Source organism: Arthrobacter sp. CDRTa11 (genome assembly GCF_026427775.1).
GTDB lineage: Bacteria > Actinomycetota > Actinomycetes > Actinomycetales > Micrococcaceae > Arthrobacter.
In genome coordinates, this window is record NZ_CP044532.1 from 3,523,435 (window position 1) to 3,540,384 (window position 16,950).

The 16,950-nt window shown below is 63.4% G+C and carries 14 protein-coding genes; 6 read left to right on the plus strand and 8 right to left on the minus strand.

The genetic code is table 11. From position 1 onward, the window contains the following. Window positions 1-23: 23 nt before the first annotated feature. Entirely contained in the window at window positions 24-596 is a 573-nt protein-coding gene (locus F8G81_RS15860) for a hypothetical protein (RefSeq protein ID WP_267275645.1), read from the minus strand. Between the two features lie 191 nt (window positions 597-787). On the opposite strand from F8G81_RS15860, the gene F8G81_RS15865 reads away from it, so the two are divergent. Next, entirely contained in the window at window positions 788-1,519 is a 732-nt protein-coding gene (locus F8G81_RS15865; RefSeq protein ID WP_267275646.1) for a LysM peptidoglycan-binding domain-containing protein, read from the plus strand. Between the two features lie 44 nt (window positions 1,520-1,563). After that, the gene (locus tag F8G81_RS15870; RefSeq protein ID WP_267275647.1) at window positions 1,564-2,028 is read left to right on the plus strand and encodes an Rv3235 family protein; all 465 of its coding nucleotides are present in this window, start codon (window positions 1,564-1,566) and stop codon (window positions 2,026-2,028) included. A 131-nt stretch (window positions 2,029-2,159) separates the two neighbouring features. On the opposite strand, the gene secA is transcribed toward F8G81_RS15870, so the two are convergent. From secA to mtrA, 7 genes are all read right to left on the minus strand, one after another. Further along, window positions 2,160-4,898 carry a preprotein translocase subunit SecA gene (gene secA / locus F8G81_RS15875; protein WP_267275648.1) on the minus strand — a complete coding sequence of 913 codons (2,739 nt, stop codon included), beginning with the start codon at window positions 4,896-4,898 and terminating at the stop codon, window positions 2,160-2,162. Window positions 4,899-4,945: 47 nt separating this feature from the next. Beyond that, window positions 4,946-6,214, minus strand: a complete 1,269-nt coding sequence (locus tag F8G81_RS15880) for a winged helix-turn-helix domain-containing protein (RefSeq protein ID WP_267275649.1) — start codon at window positions 6,212-6,214, stop codon at window positions 4,946-4,948. A 32-nt stretch (window positions 6,215-6,246) separates the two neighbouring features. After that, window positions 6,247-6,972, minus strand: coding sequence for a ribosome hibernation-promoting factor, HPF/YfiA family (gene hpf / locus F8G81_RS15885; protein WP_267275650.1), 726 nt, complete (start codon window positions 6,970-6,972; stop codon window positions 6,247-6,249). 180 nt (window positions 6,973-7,152) lie between these two features. After that, window positions 7,153-8,052, minus strand: a complete 900-nt coding sequence (locus F8G81_RS15890; protein ID WP_267275651.1) for a ComF family protein — start codon at window positions 8,050-8,052, stop codon at window positions 7,153-7,155. An 88-nt stretch (window positions 8,053-8,140) separates the two neighbouring features. Then, window positions 8,141-9,877, minus strand: a complete 1,737-nt coding sequence (locus tag F8G81_RS15895) for an LpqB family beta-propeller domain-containing protein (RefSeq protein WP_267275652.1) — start codon at window positions 9,875-9,877, stop codon at window positions 8,141-8,143. Further along, window positions 9,874-11,763: an MtrAB system histidine kinase MtrB gene (gene mtrB / locus F8G81_RS15900; RefSeq protein ID WP_416377147.1), complete on the minus strand. Its 1,890-nt coding sequence runs from the start codon at window positions 11,761-11,763 to the stop codon at window positions 9,874-9,876. The genes F8G81_RS15895 and mtrB overlap by 4 nt, the downstream gene beginning before the upstream one ends. 124 nt (window positions 11,764-11,887) lie before the next feature. Further along, window positions 11,888-12,562 (minus strand): MtrAB system response regulator MtrA, encoded by a 675-nt coding sequence (mtrA, locus tag F8G81_RS15905; protein WP_267275653.1) that lies wholly within the window; start codon window positions 12,560-12,562, stop codon window positions 11,888-11,890. 197 nt (window positions 12,563-12,759) lie between these two features. On the opposite strand from mtrA, the gene F8G81_RS15910 reads away from it, so the two are divergent. From F8G81_RS15910 to F8G81_RS15925, 4 genes are read left to right on the plus strand one after another with little or no spacing between them, the layout of a single operon-like run. Further along, the gene (locus tag F8G81_RS15910; RefSeq protein WP_267275654.1) at window positions 12,760-14,100 is read left to right on the plus strand and encodes a glycerophosphoryl diester phosphodiesterase membrane domain-containing protein; all 1,341 of its coding nucleotides are present in this window, start codon (window positions 12,760-12,762) and stop codon (window positions 14,098-14,100) included. Continuing rightward, window positions 14,090-14,749 carry a DUF4129 domain-containing protein gene (locus F8G81_RS15915; protein ID WP_267275655.1) on the plus strand — a complete coding sequence of 220 codons (660 nt, stop codon included), beginning with the start codon at window positions 14,090-14,092 and terminating at the stop codon, window positions 14,747-14,749. The genes F8G81_RS15910 and F8G81_RS15915 overlap by 11 nt, the downstream gene beginning before the upstream one ends. Then, complete coding sequence (locus tag F8G81_RS15920) at window positions 14,746-15,957, plus strand: DUF4350 domain-containing protein (protein ID WP_267275656.1); 1,212 nt, start codon at window positions 14,746-14,748, stop codon at window positions 15,955-15,957. The genes F8G81_RS15915 and F8G81_RS15920 overlap by 4 nt, the downstream gene beginning before the upstream one ends. Beyond that, the gene (locus tag F8G81_RS15925; RefSeq protein ID WP_267275657.1) at window positions 15,954-16,949 is read left to right on the plus strand and encodes an AAA family ATPase; all 996 of its coding nucleotides are present in this window, start codon (window positions 15,954-15,956) and stop codon (window positions 16,947-16,949) included. Before F8G81_RS15920 ends, F8G81_RS15925 begins: the two co-directional genes overlap by 4 nt. Window position 16,950 lies beyond the last annotated feature (1 nt).

The following is a 16,950-nucleotide window of genomic DNA, read 5'->3' on the forward strand; positions in this document are numbered from 1 at the left end:
TGTCGCGGCTTGGTGGACCAGCCTTATAAGTCCCCGGGCCGGGGAGACCGGATCGCGGTCAGCGACGCAAAGGGAATGGTCGAAACCTGGTTAACATGCGACGCGCGGCGGACTTCACCAGGACTCATGATGGCAAGGTCAAAGAAGTCCCTGCCAACCCTGTCAATGACCCCCGCCAATCTATTCTCCTGACCATAAGCCTGCGTGAGGATCACCGCCAGTTCGGACCGGTCCCGCGACATACCCCGCAGCGCACTCGCTAGTCCGATCCTGCTCCTGACCTGCGAGGGCTCGCCCCGTGACAGCCTTCCAAGTCCGACGTACCGTGTGGCGGCCTGGTATGGAATGAGCACCTGATGCCGGGCCTCGTTAAGCACCAGGGCGTCTGCCCCGGCATGGGCCAGTGTCCCCTCGAAAACGGTTCCGGACGCAGCGTGTACCGTTACCTGGGCTCCCAGCGAACCACGCAGGCGGTCCACCAGCTCAACAGAAGCAGTCTCAACCCGTGAGCGCTCTGTGATCTCCGCCTCCAGCGACAACCTGCTGTCCTCGGCAAACTGAGACTCAATGTCACTGAAAAGTGCATCCCAACGCATCGCGACAGCGTACGGCCAGTCTTGGCCGCGGTCAATTCCACGCTCCTTCATTCCAACGTCTAGACAAATCTCGACAAGCTAGGGCAAACTTGGCTGAATCGACGCATACTGCATCAAACAACATCAAACAGCGTCAAAAGGAGCTTGGTGTGATACCGGGGAAACCACGCGGACTTTGTGCCGACGCTGTCATGGCGGCATCAATTTTGCTGCTCGGCGTCTTTCTGGCCCTGACCGGCGCCGGACTTTTGGAGCAGTGGCGCGCCTCTGCCGCCCACCGGCAGGCAGCGGACGTTGACGACTTCATTGGACTGTTGGCGACCGCTACGGGACTGGGCATCGTTGCCTGGTGGATGCTGTCGATACTTGTGGCGACAGCAGGTGCCATCCTGGAGAGGCATGGACGAAGGAGTGCAGCGGCAGCCGCGGACAGGTTTTGTCCTGCCTTTATGCGGCGGCTCACTATGGCCGTGTTTTCCGTCCAACTAGTTGCAGTTCCGATGGCCCATGCGGCGGATTCTCCCCCGGGACCAGCATGGATCCCCGCACAGGAACTATCGCTGCCAGCGGATCCAGCAGCTTCAGTGGCTTGGGGTTCCACCGCCAGAGAAACGGACCAACCGGTGCCGGCCGCGGACCTTCAGCCCGGCTGGCGGCCCCATACCCCGGTCACCGAGCCTGGCCTCCTGGCAGCGCCTCCGGTCCGCGCCGTACAGGTGGCAACAGGAGCAGGAAACGAGGTGGCGGTACTGTCGGGCGACACCCTCTGGGATATTGCTGCCCGCGAGCTCGGGCCTGCGGCAACCGACGTCGAGGTGGCCCTGCAGTGGCCACGCTGGTACGCGGCGAACAGGGGCGTCATCGGCGAAAATCCGGATGTCCTGCTGCCAGGCCAAATTCTAAAATCACCTTCCGCTGCCTAACCGAAGCGCCCGCGGAGCACCCGCAAATCAACTAAGGGGAAATCATGACTGCAGTAACACCGATCCGCGCCGCACTGGTTACAGAAACCCACACCGAACCCCACCGGCAGCTTCCTGGCCGGCCTGGAGCTCCCCTTCGCCCGCTCGGCCCAGCGGACGAGAATGCCGAGGTGAGGGCCATCGCGCGAAGCACAGTCCAGGCGGCGATGGAGGTTCTGGCAGGAATCAGGCCTGTCCAGCAACTGGCGCGAAGGCTGGATCCCCGCTGTCTGGCTGCCCTGCAGCACCGCGCCTCGCTCATCCGCCGGGAACTCGCGCGCTCCCCGTCCCCCGCGCTGGCACGGCTCCATCAGAACTCGCTGGTTCGGTCCGTCCGTGTCTGCGAGGTGGCACCCGGCATTTATGAGGCCAGCGCCGTGGTGGTTGACGATGTGCGGGCCCGGGCGGTAGCCGTCCGGCTGGAACGGAGCAAGCAGGTTTGGCGCGTGACGGAACTCGTCGTTGGCTGACTTTCCAGCGGCCAACCTCCCTCTCAAAACCGAGAGAGGCAGGGCCGGAACTGGAAGTCCCGGCCCTGCCTCTGATTCAACGTGTACTGCTGCTCATTTTTGGCAACGCATCACCATGCCCGTGCAAACTGTCAGCGGCGCTTTTTCTTGCCAGGGCGTTTGGGGGCATCCTGGGTGGCAGCCTTTGCCGGGTTTCCGGAACGCGATGATGAGCGGCTCTCCACCCTGGTCTGGGTTGCGCCGTCCTCGCCCGGTGCGGTGTACTGCAGCTGCGCCGGCTTTTCCGGAGCTTCCAGGCCCGCTGCCCTGATCTGTGGCTCAACGTGCTCGGTGTGTCCGCCGGCGGCATCGGCCACCACAACATCCTGGGCGGGAGTGACCTCCACTTCAAGGTTGAACAGGAACCCAACACTTTCCTCGCGGATCGCCTCCATCATGCTCTGGAACATGGTGAAACCTTCACGCTGGTACTCAACCAGCGGGTCACGCTGTGCCATGGCACGCAGGCCAATGCCTTCCTTCAGGTAGTCCATCTCGTAGAGATGTTCCTGCCACTTGCGGCCAATGACGGACAGCACAACACGACGCTCAAGCTCCCGCATGCTTTCCGAGCCGATGGCCTCCTCACGCGCCTGGTAGACCAGACGCGCGTCGGAGAGCAGTTCCTCCTTGAGCAACTCCACTGTGAGACGCGACTTTCCGCCGGCCTCCTCAATGATCTCCTCGGGAGTAACGCTCACCGGGTAGAGCGTCTTGAGATTCGTCCACAGCTGGTTGTAGTCCCAGTCATCGCCGTTGCCCTCGGCGGTGGCGGCATCAATCAGGGCAGTGATGGTGTCTTCCACAAAGAACTGCACCTTCTCGTGCAGGTCATCGCCTTCAAGAATCCGGCGGCGGTCGCCGTAAATGGCTTCGCGCTGGCGGTTCAGGACGTCGTCGTACTTCAGGACATTCTTGCGCTGCTCAGCATTGCGGCCTTCCACCTGCCCTTGCGCAGACGCGATGGCCCGGGAGACAAGCTTGGATTCGAGTGCAACATCATCAGGCACTGAGCTGTTCATCAGGCGTTCCGCGGCGCCGGAGTTGAAGAGCCGCATCAAATCGTCGGTCAGAGAGAGGTAGAAACGGGATTCACCCGGGTCACCCTGGCGTCCGGAGCGGCCCCGGAGCTGGTTGTCGATACGGCGGGACTCGTGCCGCTCCGTACCCAGGACGTAGAGTCCGCCCAGGTCCAGAACTTCCTCATGCTCGTCCTTGACTGACTGCTTGGCAGCTTCCAGGGCGGCAGGCCACGCGGCCTCATACTCCTCCGAGTTTTCCTCGGGATCCAGCCCGCGCTTGGCGAGTTCGGCAACTGCTGTAAATTCCGCGTTGCCGCCGAGCATGATGTCCGTGCCTCGCCCGGCCATGTTGGTGGCGACGGTGACTGCGCCCTTGCGCCCCGCCTGCGCCACGATGGCAGCTTCACGCGCATGGTTCTTGGCGTTCAGCACCTCGTGCCGGATGCCTTCCTTGGAGAGCAGCTTGGAGAGGTATTCACTCTTCTCCACGCTTGTGGTGCCCACCAGGACCGGCTGTCCCTTTTCGTGCCGTTCGGCGATGTCCTTCACGACGGCGTCGAACTTTACCGTTTCGTTCTTGAACACGAGGTCGGACTTGTCAATCCGCTGCATGTCACGGTTGGTGGGGATCGCCACAACCCCGAGCTTGTACGTACCCATGAACTCGGCGGCCTCGGTTTCGGCTGTACCGGTCATGCCTGCCAGTTTGTCGTACATGCGGAAGTAGTTCTGCAGCGTCACTGTGGCCAAGGTCTGGTTTTCGGCCTTGATCTCGACGCCTTCCTTGGCCTCGATTGCCTGGTGCATGCCCTCGTTATAGCGCCGGCCGGCAAGGATGCGGCCTGTGTGTTCGTCCACAATCAGGACTTCGCCGTCCAGGATGACGTAGTCCTTGTCCCGCTTGAAGAGTTCCTTCGCCTTGATGGCGTTGTTCAGGAATCCGATGAGCGGAGTGTTCGCTGACTCGTACAGATTCTGGATGCCCAGGTAGTCCTCGACTTTTTCAATGCCGGTTTCAAGAACGCCCACGGTGCGCTTCTTTTCGTCGACCTCGTAGTCCTGGCCGGTCTGGAGCCGCAGCACTACCTTTGCGAATTCGCTATACCAGCGGTTGGTGTCCCCTTGGGCCGGCCCGGAGATGATGAGCGGCGTGCGGGCCTCGTCAATCAGGATGGAGTCCACCTCATCCACGATGGCAAAGTGGTGTCCGCGCTGGACAAGCTCGGACTGGTCCCACGCCATGTTGTCGCGGAGGTAGTCAAAGCCGAACTCGTTGTTGGTGCCGTAGGTGATGTCGGCGGCATACTGTTCCCGGCGGACTGAAGGGTCCTGATTGGACAGGATGCAGCCACTGGTAAGCCCCAGGAAGCGATAGACGCGGCCCATGAGGTCGGACTGGTATTCGGCCAGGTAGTCGTTCACCGTCACCACGTGAACGCCGTTTCCAGTCAATGCATTGAGGTAAGCGGGAGCAGTTGCGACAAGCGTCTTGCCTTCACCGGTCTTCATCTCGGCAATGTTGCCCAGGTGAAGGGCCGCGCCACCCATCAGCTGGACATCGAAGTGGCGCATGCCAAGGGTTCGGGATGAAGCTTCACGTACGGCCGCAAAGGCTTCCGGCAGGAGGTCGTCGAGCTTCTCGCCATCCCGGTGTCGTTCACGGAGGCGGTCCGTTTCTTCACGGAGTTCAGCGTCGCTGAATGTCTTGAGGGAGTCTTCGAGAGCATTGATGGAGTCGGCATAGTTCCGCAGTTGCCGCAGGGTTTTTTTGTCTCCCGTGCGGAGAAGTTTTTCGATAAGTGATGCCACGTGAAGATGCTCCCAGTCCTATGCTGCCGAATTCTGGCGTTTTTAGTCTACGGGAGAGACGCAGGCCACGGCGCCTGTGTTCCCTCATAGCGGATACCCTCTTCATCCCTTCCGGCTGCCTGCGCGAGGCCCGCCGCAAGGTCCCCTCTGGGGTATACCACCACCTTCCGGAGACCCAGCCATTCGGCCATCAGGTGCAGTTCGGCGGCAAGTTCGACGGCCGTATCCGGAGGGGCGTCGGGCTCGGCGTAAGCGGACTTGGCAAGCAGGTGTCCCGAAGCCCGGTCCGCTTTCAAGTCAACCCGGGCAACCAATTTATCGCGCAGAAGGAAAGGAAGGACATAGTAGCCGAAGCGCCTTTTGTGTTCCGGGGTGTAAATCTCGATGCGGTAGTGGAAACCGAACAACTCCTCAAGCCTGCGCCGCTCAAAGACCAGTGAATCGAAGGGACTCAACAATGCCCGCCCGGAGGCCCTGCGTGGACGCCTTGCCTCCGCATGCAGGAACACTTCCCTGTTCCAGCCGGCCACTGTGACCGGCTCAAGGCGCCCGGTTTCAACGAGATGCTCCACCGAACCGGCAGCAGCCTTGACCGGGACACGGAAGTAGTCGGCAAAGCAGCGCACGGTCCCAATACCATGCGCCTGGGCCGCCGCATCGATGAGCCGGTGCATGGCGGCCACCGGGTCAGCAAACTCATTGTCGCGGTCCACCAATGCCGGCAACACGCGCTCGGTCAGCGCGTATCGGCGCTCAAACTGTTCGGTTCTGGAAGCCGCGGATACCAGGCCCTCCTCAAAGAGATGCTCAAGGACCCGTTTGACGGCGTTCCAATTCCAGCCCCAGTTATCGTTCTTCCTGTCCTCCACGTGTCCGATCCTGGCGGTCAGTTCACTGGCCGTCATGGGCCGCCCACTGGACAGGGCCTGGAGGATCTTCCCCGCCACGCCCTCGCGCAGTTCCTGCTCCATACCCGAGGCGCCGACCCATTTGCGTTTCTGCCAGAGGACCAGATCCTGGAAATGGTCCGGACGGATATAGCTGGCTTCGTGGGCCCAGTACTCCATCATCCGCCGGGGATGGGTTCCTGACATCCGCTGCAGAATATGCCGGTCGTAGTTGCCTAATCGCGAAAAGAAGGGAAGGAAGTGGCTTCGGGACAACACATTGACGGAATCGATCTGAACCAGCTGGAGCTTGGCAAAGGTACGGCCCACCGTCCGTGAAGTCACGGGTCCGGCGGGCCGTCCTTTGTCGAGTCCCTGGGCTGCCAGAGCGATCCGCCGGGCCTGGTCAAGGCTCAGCGTCGCTCCCACATCAGTCCTCTCGTTGGATGGTCTTCACCACCCTAAACGTTTGCTGCCTCATCCTTGGAGCGGTAGGCAATGATCTTCTCTTCAATCGGGGTTTCGCCCGGTTCGCATTCGTGGTCCAGGGTGATAACCCCGTACGTCCAGCCACGGCGCCGGTAAACGACGGAGGGTGTGTTGGTGTCCTTGTCCACAAACAGGTAGAAGTCGTGGCCAACCAATTCCATATTGTCCACGGCGTCATCCAGTGTCAGGGAAGCGGCGGGAAAGACCTTGCGCCTGATCAGTACCGGAGAGTCCCCAGCCGGAATGTCATTATCAACGTCGTAGGGCGAGCGTTCGGCCGGCGCGGCCACGGGTTCGTTCCGGTGGCTGGCCTCGGCATAAATGGGTTCATGGGCGCTCGCGGGTTCCAGGGATGCAGTGGCTTCGCGCACTGCCTTGGGAGTGTGCCGTCCGTGGTGGACCTTCTTGCGGTCCTTCGCGCGGCGAAGCCGCTCAAGCAGCTTATTGTAGGCAAGATCAAATGCAGCAAACTTGTCTGCTGCGCTGGCTTCGGCACGGATTACCGGTCCCCGGCCCAGGACAGTCACTTCAACGGTGAGCTGGTCCCCGGTCTGGCGTGCATTCGTTTCCTTGGAAACTTTCGCGTCCACCCGCTGGACCTTGTCGCCCAGCGATTCGATCTTGGAGATCTTCTCGCCGGCGTATTCGCGGAAGCGGTCTGAGACCGTCAGATTTCGTCCGCTGATCATAAACTCCATGGTGCCCTCCAAATGACTTCGGTGACACGACGACGGCACTTCCTAGGGCCGATCTGCTTGACAGTCGAGCCCCTTTCCGAGCCGCCATCGAAAGGTACAACTGTTCTTGGTACCCACAACCGACGTTAGTTCATAGCCACACGTTATTCATCCTTTCTTGGTTTATTTTTTTCTAAGTCGTCAGCCTCCAGGCCTGTACTCGCCGGAAGCTTCGGTGGTGCTGCCGGAATCTGGCGGGCGTGTCGCCGCGAGGACCACTGCCCCTGCCACGAGTGCCCCTGCCAGGTGCAATGCGCGGGCTGCTTCAGCAAGTGTCGCACCCGTGGTGAGGACGTCGTCCACGATGATGCATCGGCGGCCGGCTACCCGTCCCCGTTGCCGTCCGCTCACCTTCATGGAGCCCCGCACACGCCTCGCCCTGGCGCCTCGGCCCAGTCCTTTTTGGCCACCTGAAAGCTGCCCCAGAGCGACCGGTTGCCTTGACTTCCTCAGTACGTCAAGAACGGGAGGTCCAACGGTGGCCCTTCCCTGGATCAGGGTGCCAAGGAGCAGATGCACGGGACTGAACCCGCGCTTAACGAACGCCCGCGTACTGCTTGGAACGGGGACCAGGAAGACGCCATCGAGATCTCCCGCTGCTGATACCACGGCGCCATCCAGCGCCTTTGCCAGCACATGCTTGAGCTGCCGCTGTCCATGTCTTTTGAAGGAAAGGACCGCCTGGGCAAGCTCGTCCCGGTATACGCCTGCGGCGACCACCGGGAGGCGGATCCCGCCGTCGACGTCCATCAGCGCCGGCGCCTGGCTCTCGGCCCGGAACGGGCTTGCTGTCAGTATCCTGACCTGCCGTTCGCAGGCAACGCAGAGGGCCAGATCTTCGGCTCCGCAACACACGCAGTCCACGGGAACTGCAAGAGCCAGCAGCTCGGCCGCGGCAGCGCCGAATTGGTCAGCAATCCTCGGCAGCAGGCGTTGGTACCCGCCCCGGTGCCTGGCTGACCAGCGCGGAGCAGGGAGGAGGTCCGGATCGGCCGAAACCGGGCGGGGGCGGGGCCGGCTGTTTGTTTGTTCGGAGGTCACACGCCCAATACTTGCCGCGCTGCAGGTATAGGCAAAGCATGCGGCAAGGCTATGTGGACAGCAGCGCCTACCTGGGAAGACAAAAGCCCTAACCCGGGAAGGAGGGGTCCACAGGGCCCTTCAGCTGGGGCGACCAACCGTTGCCCAGCCGCTGGAATATTCCTTCAGCGGACTGACCATAGATCTCCTCAGGCCCGTTGCCCGCGCTGAGTCCTACAAGCCCGGGCCACGGCGCCAGCTGCTGCGGCTGCCCCGACAAGAGGGACAGCAGCTCCGGCGAGACGTTGGCGGCGGCCGACCCCTTCATCACGGCCACCATGGTGTCACTGACCCAGACCCCCTGGTCCGGCTCGCTCCCAGTGGCGAGGGTGATCGGTGAGGTCAGTTCCCGTGGTGTTCCGTCGGCATTGCGAATGATCCCTGCAACCTGCACCCGGGTCTTACCGTTCTGCTCGGAGATCACCAGTGCCCGTACGCCTTCGCGGGATACCCTGAAGTCTTTCACTGTCCGTCCGGCGAGCCAGGAAGGGGCCAGCGTGACAGTGGGGACATCAGCCCCTTCGGCCACGCCTGTGGGCCGGTATGCCACAACTTCAGTCCCGCCCACGGCCCCAGGCCCGGCTGACCACACCCAGTCGTGGAGGCTGAACGACGGGTGTGTCAGCGTGCTGCGGGTGGTCAGGGCCCTGGCAGGCTGTCCAGGAACCATGCTGTAGAGCGTGGTCCGGCTTTCGTTCAAAAACGCCACCGTCTGCGAAACCGGGGACTCCGCCGGGAAACGGGGTCCGAGCGCCGATACCGTTTGCATGTCCGGCAGCGGGGAGACACGGTTGTTCTCATAGCGGACCAGTTCGTTCCCGCTGATGGCTATCTGGCGGGCGGGCACATTCTTGTTCTGCACAGGCGGCAGCACGGAACCGTTGTCCTCCACCCGGACAAGGTCCTGGTTGGCACGCAGTTCAACGTTGACTACATCCGGCTGCGTCCTGAATGTCAGGGCGAGCTGAGTCTGCATCCGGAGCCTGTCCTCTGTGGACGCCTCCGTGAGCTCCTTGGGGCTGAGGTCCACCTGGGCGGCCCCGGAAACCACCGGTACCGACTCCCGGGCAAGTTTGATGCCGGACGGGAAGGCGCTCACGACGGCGCCCCGGAGGTAGGGAGCCGGGCCGGCGAGGAGGGCGCTGGTCATTGCCTTGACGGTTTTGTTCTTGATGAACCAGCGGACGTCGGGAACTGCGTAGGTGAAGCTGGGATCGTAGAAGTAAATGGGGTAGGCGCCGTAAATGACCTTGAACGTTTCTTCTGGAATGGCGGTGCCGTCCGGAATGGCTGAAATCCGCCACTCCCCGTCAACCTGGGTGACCGTCGCCGGTATGTTTTCCGTGGTGCCTTCCGGACTCTGGGTTGCGATGCCGTCCGCGTCCACGGTGTAGGCCACGTCGAGCTCATAGTTGTAGACATTTTCGACGCCGGTGGGAACTACCCGGGCTGCCCGGTAAACAAGGGCACGCTGGTCAGGTTTCCATGCCACGGAGGATGCCTGCGTGAGGTACTCACGGGCTACCGCATAGTCGTCCTCATAGCCGCTGCCGGCCCGGTAAAAGTCCTCAATGATGGTCTCGGGAGCGGCCCCGGGCTGCGGTGCGGCCGGAAGGAATACCGGGGCATTCAGGTTCCCCGCGCTTCCCTCGCTGCTTTTTCCCACCGGACCGGACGTGGGTATTCGGGCGCATGAGCCCAGCAGGAGCACCAGAACCAGCAGGGCCACCAGGGCCTGGTGCCGCTTGGCCCCGCGTTTGCCGTCGACGGTGGGGTTTCCTGTCATGGCATGTCCTTGGGACCGGCGGTGAGTGCTGGCCGCTGTGCTGCCGGCTCATGGCCATCTGCCTGCGGTGTCCCGGTGCGGGACTCATCGGCGGTTGGTATGGATCCGCCGGGTTCTGCGGATCCCGGGACGGCACCAGGGGCTGGTGGGGCAGCCAGGGCTGGCGCGGCAGCAGTGGAACCTGGATCCAGGACCAGCACGTCCCTCTCTTGCGCCACACCCGGCAGGACTATGTCTTCCGGTTCCAGCTGCACAGGGGACTTGTCAATTTCCTCGCCCTGCCGGAGGGGAACTGTGAGCCGGAAGTTGGCTCCCTTGCCTTTGTTGCCCCAGGCCTGCAGCCAGCCGTTATGGAGTTTGGTGTCCTCCATGGCGATGGACAAACCCAGGCCGCTTCCGCCCGTGGTTCGGGCCCGGGCCGGGTCCGCCCGCCAGAACCTGTCGAAAACGCGGGCCGCCTCGGCTGGGGCCATCCCGATGCCGTGGTCCCGGACGGCAATCCCGACGGCGGTCTGGTTGGCTGCCACTGTGACGTTGACTGGCCTGCCTTCTCCGTGTTCCACGGCATTGAGGATCAGGTTCCGCAGGATCCTGTCGATCCGGCGGGCGTCCATTTCCACGACGATGCCCCCGGCCGGTGCACTGAGGGTGATTTCGGATCCGTATTGAGCCGCCACCGGTGCCGCTCCTTCGATAACGTGGGCAACGACCTGCAGGATATCCTCCGGTTCAGCGTCGAGCATGGCCACGCCGGCATCAAAGCGCGAGATCTCGAGCAGGTCTGACAAGAGGGACTGGAACCGTTCCACCTGGTTATAGAGGAGTTCAGCGGAGCGCTTGTTGATGGGGTCGAAATCGTGGCGGGCGTCATACAGCACCTCGGCCGCCATCCTCACAGTGGTCAGCGGAGTACGAAGCTCATGGGATACGTCCGACACAAAGCGCTGTTGCATCTGGGACAGCGTGGCCAGCTGGGTGATCTGCTCCTGGAGGCTGGCGGCCATATGGTTGAACGACGCTCCCAGGCGGGCCACTTCATCTTCGCCCTTGACCACCATTCGCTCCTGCAACTGCCCGGCGGCCAGTTTTTCTGACACCAGGGCGGCGTGGCTGACCGGGCTGACAACGTTCCGTGTGACGTACCAGGCGATGGCCCCGATCATGAGCACCAGCACGGCGCCGCCGGCCCACAGCACACTCTGGATTTCGTCGAGGGTCTGCTGGGCGGTGTTGAGATCGTAAATCAGGTAGAGCTCGTAGACCGTGCCGTTGAAGGTCACTTTGTTTCCCACAGCGATTCCGGGCCGGTCCTCGGCGCCTACCGGGATGACGGTGGATGCCCAGTACTGGTCTTTCCCTGACTCCTGGACCGCTTTCCGCAGTTCCGGCGGGATGACGCTGACCGTGAGCTGATCGGAGGCCCGGGATTCAACCCAGCGGTTCCGCGGCTTGGTCTGCTGCGGCATGGCCTCGAAGACATACCGCCGCTGGATGACGTCGCCGCGTCCCTCGACTGCGGTCAGGGTGTCGTAGACCAGGGTGATCACACTGGACTGGTCAGTGACTTGGGCGCCGTCGAAAGTGTCCTGGACCTGCTTGACGTTATAACGGGTTTCGGACTCGGCCTGGGTCAGGCGCTCCTGGAAGAGGTTGTTGGCAATCTGGTTGGACAGGTAAGCACCCACTACGGCAAATGACGTGACGGCCAGCAACAGCGTGGTCAGGACGGTGCGGAACTGCAGTGACCGGCGCCAGCGGCGGTGAAGTGATCTCGCCAGGTAGCGGACAGCGGGGAACAGGCGGCTGAGGCCAAACCGGACAAGGCGCGCTACCCGAAGGCTGACGATGAGCGTCCGGCGCTTCCAAATGCGGGCACGGAAAGGCAATCCGGACAGCCCTGCGGCCGCAAGCGCATCAGTGTGTTCCGGAGCGTTGTGGTGCTCCGGAACATGCCCGGCCTGCTGGGCGGCGGACGCGTCCGGCGCACGCCCGTTCTCTGCCCCCGAGGGGTCAGGAACCTGCTTTATAGCCGACACCACGAACCGTCAATACTACTTCCGGGGCTTCCGGATCCCGCTCAATCTTTGACCGGAGGCGCTGGACATGGACGTTGACCAGCCGCGTATCCGCGGCATGGCGGTATCCCCACACCTGCTCAAGCAGAAGTTCCCTGGTGAACACCTGCCAGGGCTTGCGGGCAAGGGCAACGAGGAGGTCGAATTCAAGCGGAGTCAGGGAGATGCGCTCATTGCCGCGGCTTACGGTGTGGCCGGCCACGTCAATGGTGATATCCGCGATCCGAAGTGTCTCGGGTGCCTTCTGGTCTCCTGGCCGCAACCGTGCACGGACGCGGGCAACGAGCTCGGCCGGCTTGAACGGTTTGGGTACGTAGTCGTCAGCCCCGGATTCCAGCCCGCGGACGACGTCGGACGTGTCCGCCTTGGCAGTGAGCATGACGATGGGCACGTCTGATTCGGACCGGATCTGCCGGCAGACCTCAATGCCATCCACACCGGGAAGCATGAGGTCAAGCAGTACGAGGTCCGGCTTGGATGAACGGAAGATGTCAAGCGCCTGGCCGCCGTCGGCGCAGAACACCGGCTCGAAGCCATCGTTACGGAGGACAATTCCAATCATTTCGGCCAGCGCTTCGTCGTCGTCAACTACCAGGATGCGTGCCTTCATAGTTATATATTCCCTTATTGATCAGTCTTTGTCCTGCTGAGCGCCTCACCGGCATGGCGTCACGCTATGCCGTCCGACGCCTGAACTATAGTCTGGGAGCGTGCCGGCTGCTGCCCGGAGCCCCGCGTGTGAGCGTGCAGGCTCCGCGGAGGCAGGCACGCAGCAAGGCGACAGTCTCACCCGGGGGAAGGAACAGGTTGTCACAACAGGATCCGAACATGCAGGCGCCGCGCCAGCCCAATGCCGCTCAACAGCCATGGGGGCAGCAAGGCGGTTCCGGCCAGCCCGGCAACGCCCAGCAGCCATGGGCTCCGGGGCCTGGTCCGACCGCACCCGGTGGGGCGGCCGGCCCGGCAGCGTCCGGTTCGCAGCAGCCCTGGAGCGGGCAACCGGTCTGGGGTCCCCCGCCCGGTTCCCAACATGCCCCGTGGGGGGCCCCGCAGCCCGGCCCCTACGGCGCCCCATCCCCATACCGGCAGCACTATGTCGCCCCTCCCAAGCCCGGCATCATTCCCTTGCGTCCCCTGATGTTCGGCGAAATTCTGGACGGCTCTTTCCAGACGATCAGGCGCAACGCCAAGGCAATGCTGGGAGCTTCCCTGCTGGCGCAGTCCCTGGCGGCCGTGCTGACAGCGGTTCTTACCGCACTCTCGGCCACCTCCAGCGGGTTCCTGAATACGTGGGCTGAGGGCCTTAGCCGGGAACAAATGCTTTCCATCGGGATCGGCTCGGCAGCCGGGATACTCCTCTTCACTGTCCTGACGGTACTCATTTCCGCGGTACTCCAGGGTGCCATGGTGGTACCCGTGGCCCGGTCCGTCCTGAACAGACGCACAGGGTTCCGCCAGATGTGGACACTCGCCAAGTCCCGCGCCGGTGCACTGATCCGGCTGGCCTTCCTGCTCCTCCTGGGCGGGTTGACCGCAGTACTGATTTTCGCCGCCTTCGCCGTGGGGCTGATCAGCTCTGTCGGGCCCGCCGGCGGCCTGATCCTTTTCCCGCTCGGCCTTGCGCTCTTTGCACTCGTGATGTGGGTGTACATCAAGGTGATGGTCGCGCCGGCGGCAATTGTGATCGAAGAACTAGGGGCCAGGGAAGGTTTGCGCCGGTCATGGGAACTGACGCGGGGAAACTGGTGGCGGATCCTGGGAATCACACTGGTTGTGTTGATTATGGTCGGAATCATCTCCCAGGTGGTGATGATCCCGGTCAGCTTGCTTTCAGCCTTTTTCACGGGCGTGGTTTCACCTCACGGCGGCCCCGAGCAGGCGATCTCAACGGCAGTGGCAGTGGGGGTGGCGACGGCAATCATCGGCGGGCTGGTCAGTGCTGTCAGTTACGCCTTCCAGACCTCCGTGATGGCGCTGCTCTATTTGGATCTCAGGATGCGCAAGGACGGCCTGGACATTTCGCTGCTCCGACTGCTGGAGTCGGGCGCTGACGCTGATGGTGTTCCCGGCCGCGGTGTGCCTGTGTACAGGAATGCACCCGGCTACGGAGCACCATCTGCCTATGGGACCCCGCCGGATGTCCGCTGAACCTCCGGTCCTGCCAGGCCGTGATGAAGCCCGGCGCTGGGCAGCCGAGGAACTTGCCAAGCCGGAGTATCGCGGCGCAGAACCGGGGTGGCTGGACAGTGTTTGGGAGGCCCTTCTGGACTGGTTGCAGTCCTTGGACGGCTCCTCCTCCGGCACAGACAATTCTCCGGTAGCTCCGCTGATCGGAGTGGGGATTGCCGTGGTGATAGCAGTCGCCATCATCCTCGTCCGTCCCCGGCTCAACGCCAGGTCAAAGACCGAAAAGGACATGTTCGACGCCGACACCACCGTGAGCGCGTCGGAGTACCGCTCGCGCGCAGCGGCGGCAGCGGCCGCCGGCGAATGGAGCGCCGCCGTCGTTGAGTCTTTCCGTGCGCTGGTACGCACCGCGGAGGAGAGGAACATCGTGGACGGGCGACCCGGCCGAACAGCCGACGAAGTGGCGGGCGAACTGGCTGTTGCCTTCGGCGCCGAGGCGCAGCGCCTCGCCTGGGCTGCCCGCACCTTCGACGGGATCCGCTATGGCAAGGAAGCCGGCGAACACGGCGCCTACGCCGGAATGATGGCGCTGGACTCTGCCCTGCAATCCCTCAAGCCCGTCCGAACTGACGTTTCGGCCGATCAGATGGATCCGGCGGTCATCCTGTGACTGAAGACCTGAAAACCCAGCCCTTGGCTGCCGATGGACAAACGGCCAGTCCGGCAGTAAACCCGACGCTCCGGGGAAAGGCCGGTTCATGGATCCGCCGGCACCGCGGCTGGGCAGCGATCGGTGCCGTGTTCGCCGTCGGGCTGACGGTGGTCATCTCCGCACAGCTTGCGCCCAAAGGTGACACAGTCCCCTTATCTGTCCACAACGTGGGGCCGGGCGGCGCCCGGGCGGTGAGCGAAATCCTGGGCAGGCACGGCGTGACGGTCCGGGACGCCCGGTCCTATACCTCTGCCATGGACTCCTTGACCGCGAACCCTGGGGCAACGCTCCTGCTGTATGACCGGAACGGCCTCCTGGACGAGGAACAGCTCACCAGGCTCACCGCGGAAGCCCGGCGTGTGGTGGTAGTTACGCCGCGGCTCAACACACTCTCCGCCCTGGACAGCGGAATCAACCAGGCCGGCGTTGTCCCGGAGGCCGCCCCCACGCTGGAGCCCGGCTGCTCGCAGGCCGACGCGGAAACGGCAGGCGCCGTATCCGGTGAAAACGGGTTCCTGTACGACGGCGATGAAGTCTGCTATCGCCCGCCAGGATCGGCCGCGGGGATGCTGGCCTCCACCCGGGACGGGGCCCTGACAGTCCTGGGCAACACCGCCCTGATCAATAATCAAGGGCTGGATGAGTACGGCCACGCGGCCCTGGCTCTCAGGACACTGGGAAGCTCCAAGGACCTGGTCTGGTACCTTCCTGGGTTGGCCGACGTCAACGGCGCAGATTCGCCGGCCACGCTCGATGACCTCGCTCCGGAGTGGGTTCGGTTCCTGGGGCCGTGGCTGGCCTTTATCGCCATCCTGGCCATCATCTGGCGCGGACGGCGCCTTGGCCCGCTCGTTTTTGAGCCGTTGCCCGTTGTGGTCAAGGCGGTGGAAACGGCGGAGGGCCGCGCCCGGCTGTACCACGACTCCCACGCCATTGACCGGGCACGGGATAACCTGCGGGCGGGGACTCTTGTGAGGCTGGCCAAGGACCTTCGGCTCGGCTCGGACGCAACCGCCGACGACGTCGCCGGCGCCGCGGCCCGGCACCTGGGCCGTCCCGAAACCGGCATCAGGGACCTGTTGCAGGAACATCCAAGGAATGAAGCCAGACTGGTGCAATGGTCCCAGGAGCTGGAGAAATTAGAGAACGAGGTGAGGACCCGATGAACGAACACAGCAGCGGCCAGCAGATCCTGGATTCCCTGCAGCATGATCCCGCCCGCCAGGCACTCCTTGACGTCCGCAATGAAGTGGCCAAGGCAGTGGTGGGTCAGGACCCTACGGTCACGGGACTGCTCATTGCGCTGCTCTCGCAGGGCCATGTGCTCCTGGAGGGTGTGCCCGGCGTGGCCAAGACACTGCTTGTGCGCGCCCTCTCCGCCGCCCTGAGCCTGGACACCAAACGCGTCCAGTTCACCCCTGACCTGATGCCGGGCGACGTGACCGGCTCCCTGGTCTATGACGCGCATACCTCCGAGTTCAGCTTCCGGGAGGGTCCTGTTTTTACCAATATCCTGCTGGCTGACGAGATCAACCGCACTCCCCCTAAAACCCAGGCATCCCTGCTTGAGGCGATGGAGGAGCGGCAGGTCTCCGTGGACGGCGTGTCGCGCCCGCTGCCGGCGCCTTTCCTGGTCGCGGCAACCCAGAACCCGGTGGAGTACGAAGGGACCTATCCCCTGCCCGAAGCGCAACTGGACCGCTTCCTGCTCAAACTCACCATGCCACTGCCCAACCGCAACGACGAGATGGAAGTGATCCGGCGGCATGCTTCCGGGTTTAATCCCCACGACCTCGCGGCAGCCGGGGTCCGGGCCGTGGCAGGAGCCGACGACCTGGACCGTGCGCGGCAGGCCGTGGCGCGAGTGGCCGTCGAGCCGGAAATTATCGGCTACATCGTGGACCTGGTCCGGGCAACGCGCGCCGCGCCGTCGTTCCAGCTGGGCGTCTCGCCCCGCGGAGCAACTGCACTGCTTAATACATCCCGGGCATGGGCCTGGCTCTCCGGCCGGAGCTTTGTCACTCCCGACGACGTCAAAGCCCTCGCTCTGCCCTGCCTGCGGCACCGGGTGGCACTGCATCCGGAAGCGCAGATGGACGGGGTCCGGGTGGACGACGTACTGGGGAGCATCCTGGCCTCCGTTCCGGTCCCCCGCTGAC

Excerpts from the sequence above, each read along its gene's own strand:
- F8G81_RS15860 (WP_267275645.1), bottom strand. The coding sequence starts at position 596 with ATGCGTTGGGATGCACTTTTCAGTGACATTGAGTCTCAGTTTGCCGAG.
- F8G81_RS15865 (WP_267275646.1), top strand. The coding sequence starts at position 788 with ATGGCGGCATCAATTTTGCTGCTCGGCGTCTTTCTGGCCCTGACCGGC.
- F8G81_RS15870 (WP_267275647.1), top strand. The coding sequence starts at position 1,564 with ATGACTGCAGTAACACCGATCCGCGCCGCACTGGTTACAGAAACCCAC.
- hpf (WP_267275650.1), bottom strand. The coding sequence starts at position 6,972 with ATGGAGTTTATGATCAGCGGACGAAATCTGACGGTCTCAGACCGCTTC.
- F8G81_RS15895 (WP_267275652.1), bottom strand. The coding sequence starts at position 9,877 with ATGACAGGAAACCCCACCGTCGACGGCAAACGCGGGGCCAAGCGGCAC.
- mtrA (WP_267275653.1), bottom strand. The coding sequence starts at position 12,562 with ATGAAGGCACGCATCCTGGTAGTTGACGACGACGAAGCGCTGGCCGAA.
- F8G81_RS15915 (WP_267275655.1), top strand. The coding sequence starts at position 14,090 with ATGTCCGCTGAACCTCCGGTCCTGCCAGGCCGTGATGAAGCCCGGCGC.
- F8G81_RS15925 (WP_267275657.1), top strand. The coding sequence starts at position 15,954 with ATGAACGAACACAGCAGCGGCCAGCAGATCCTGGATTCCCTGCAGCAT.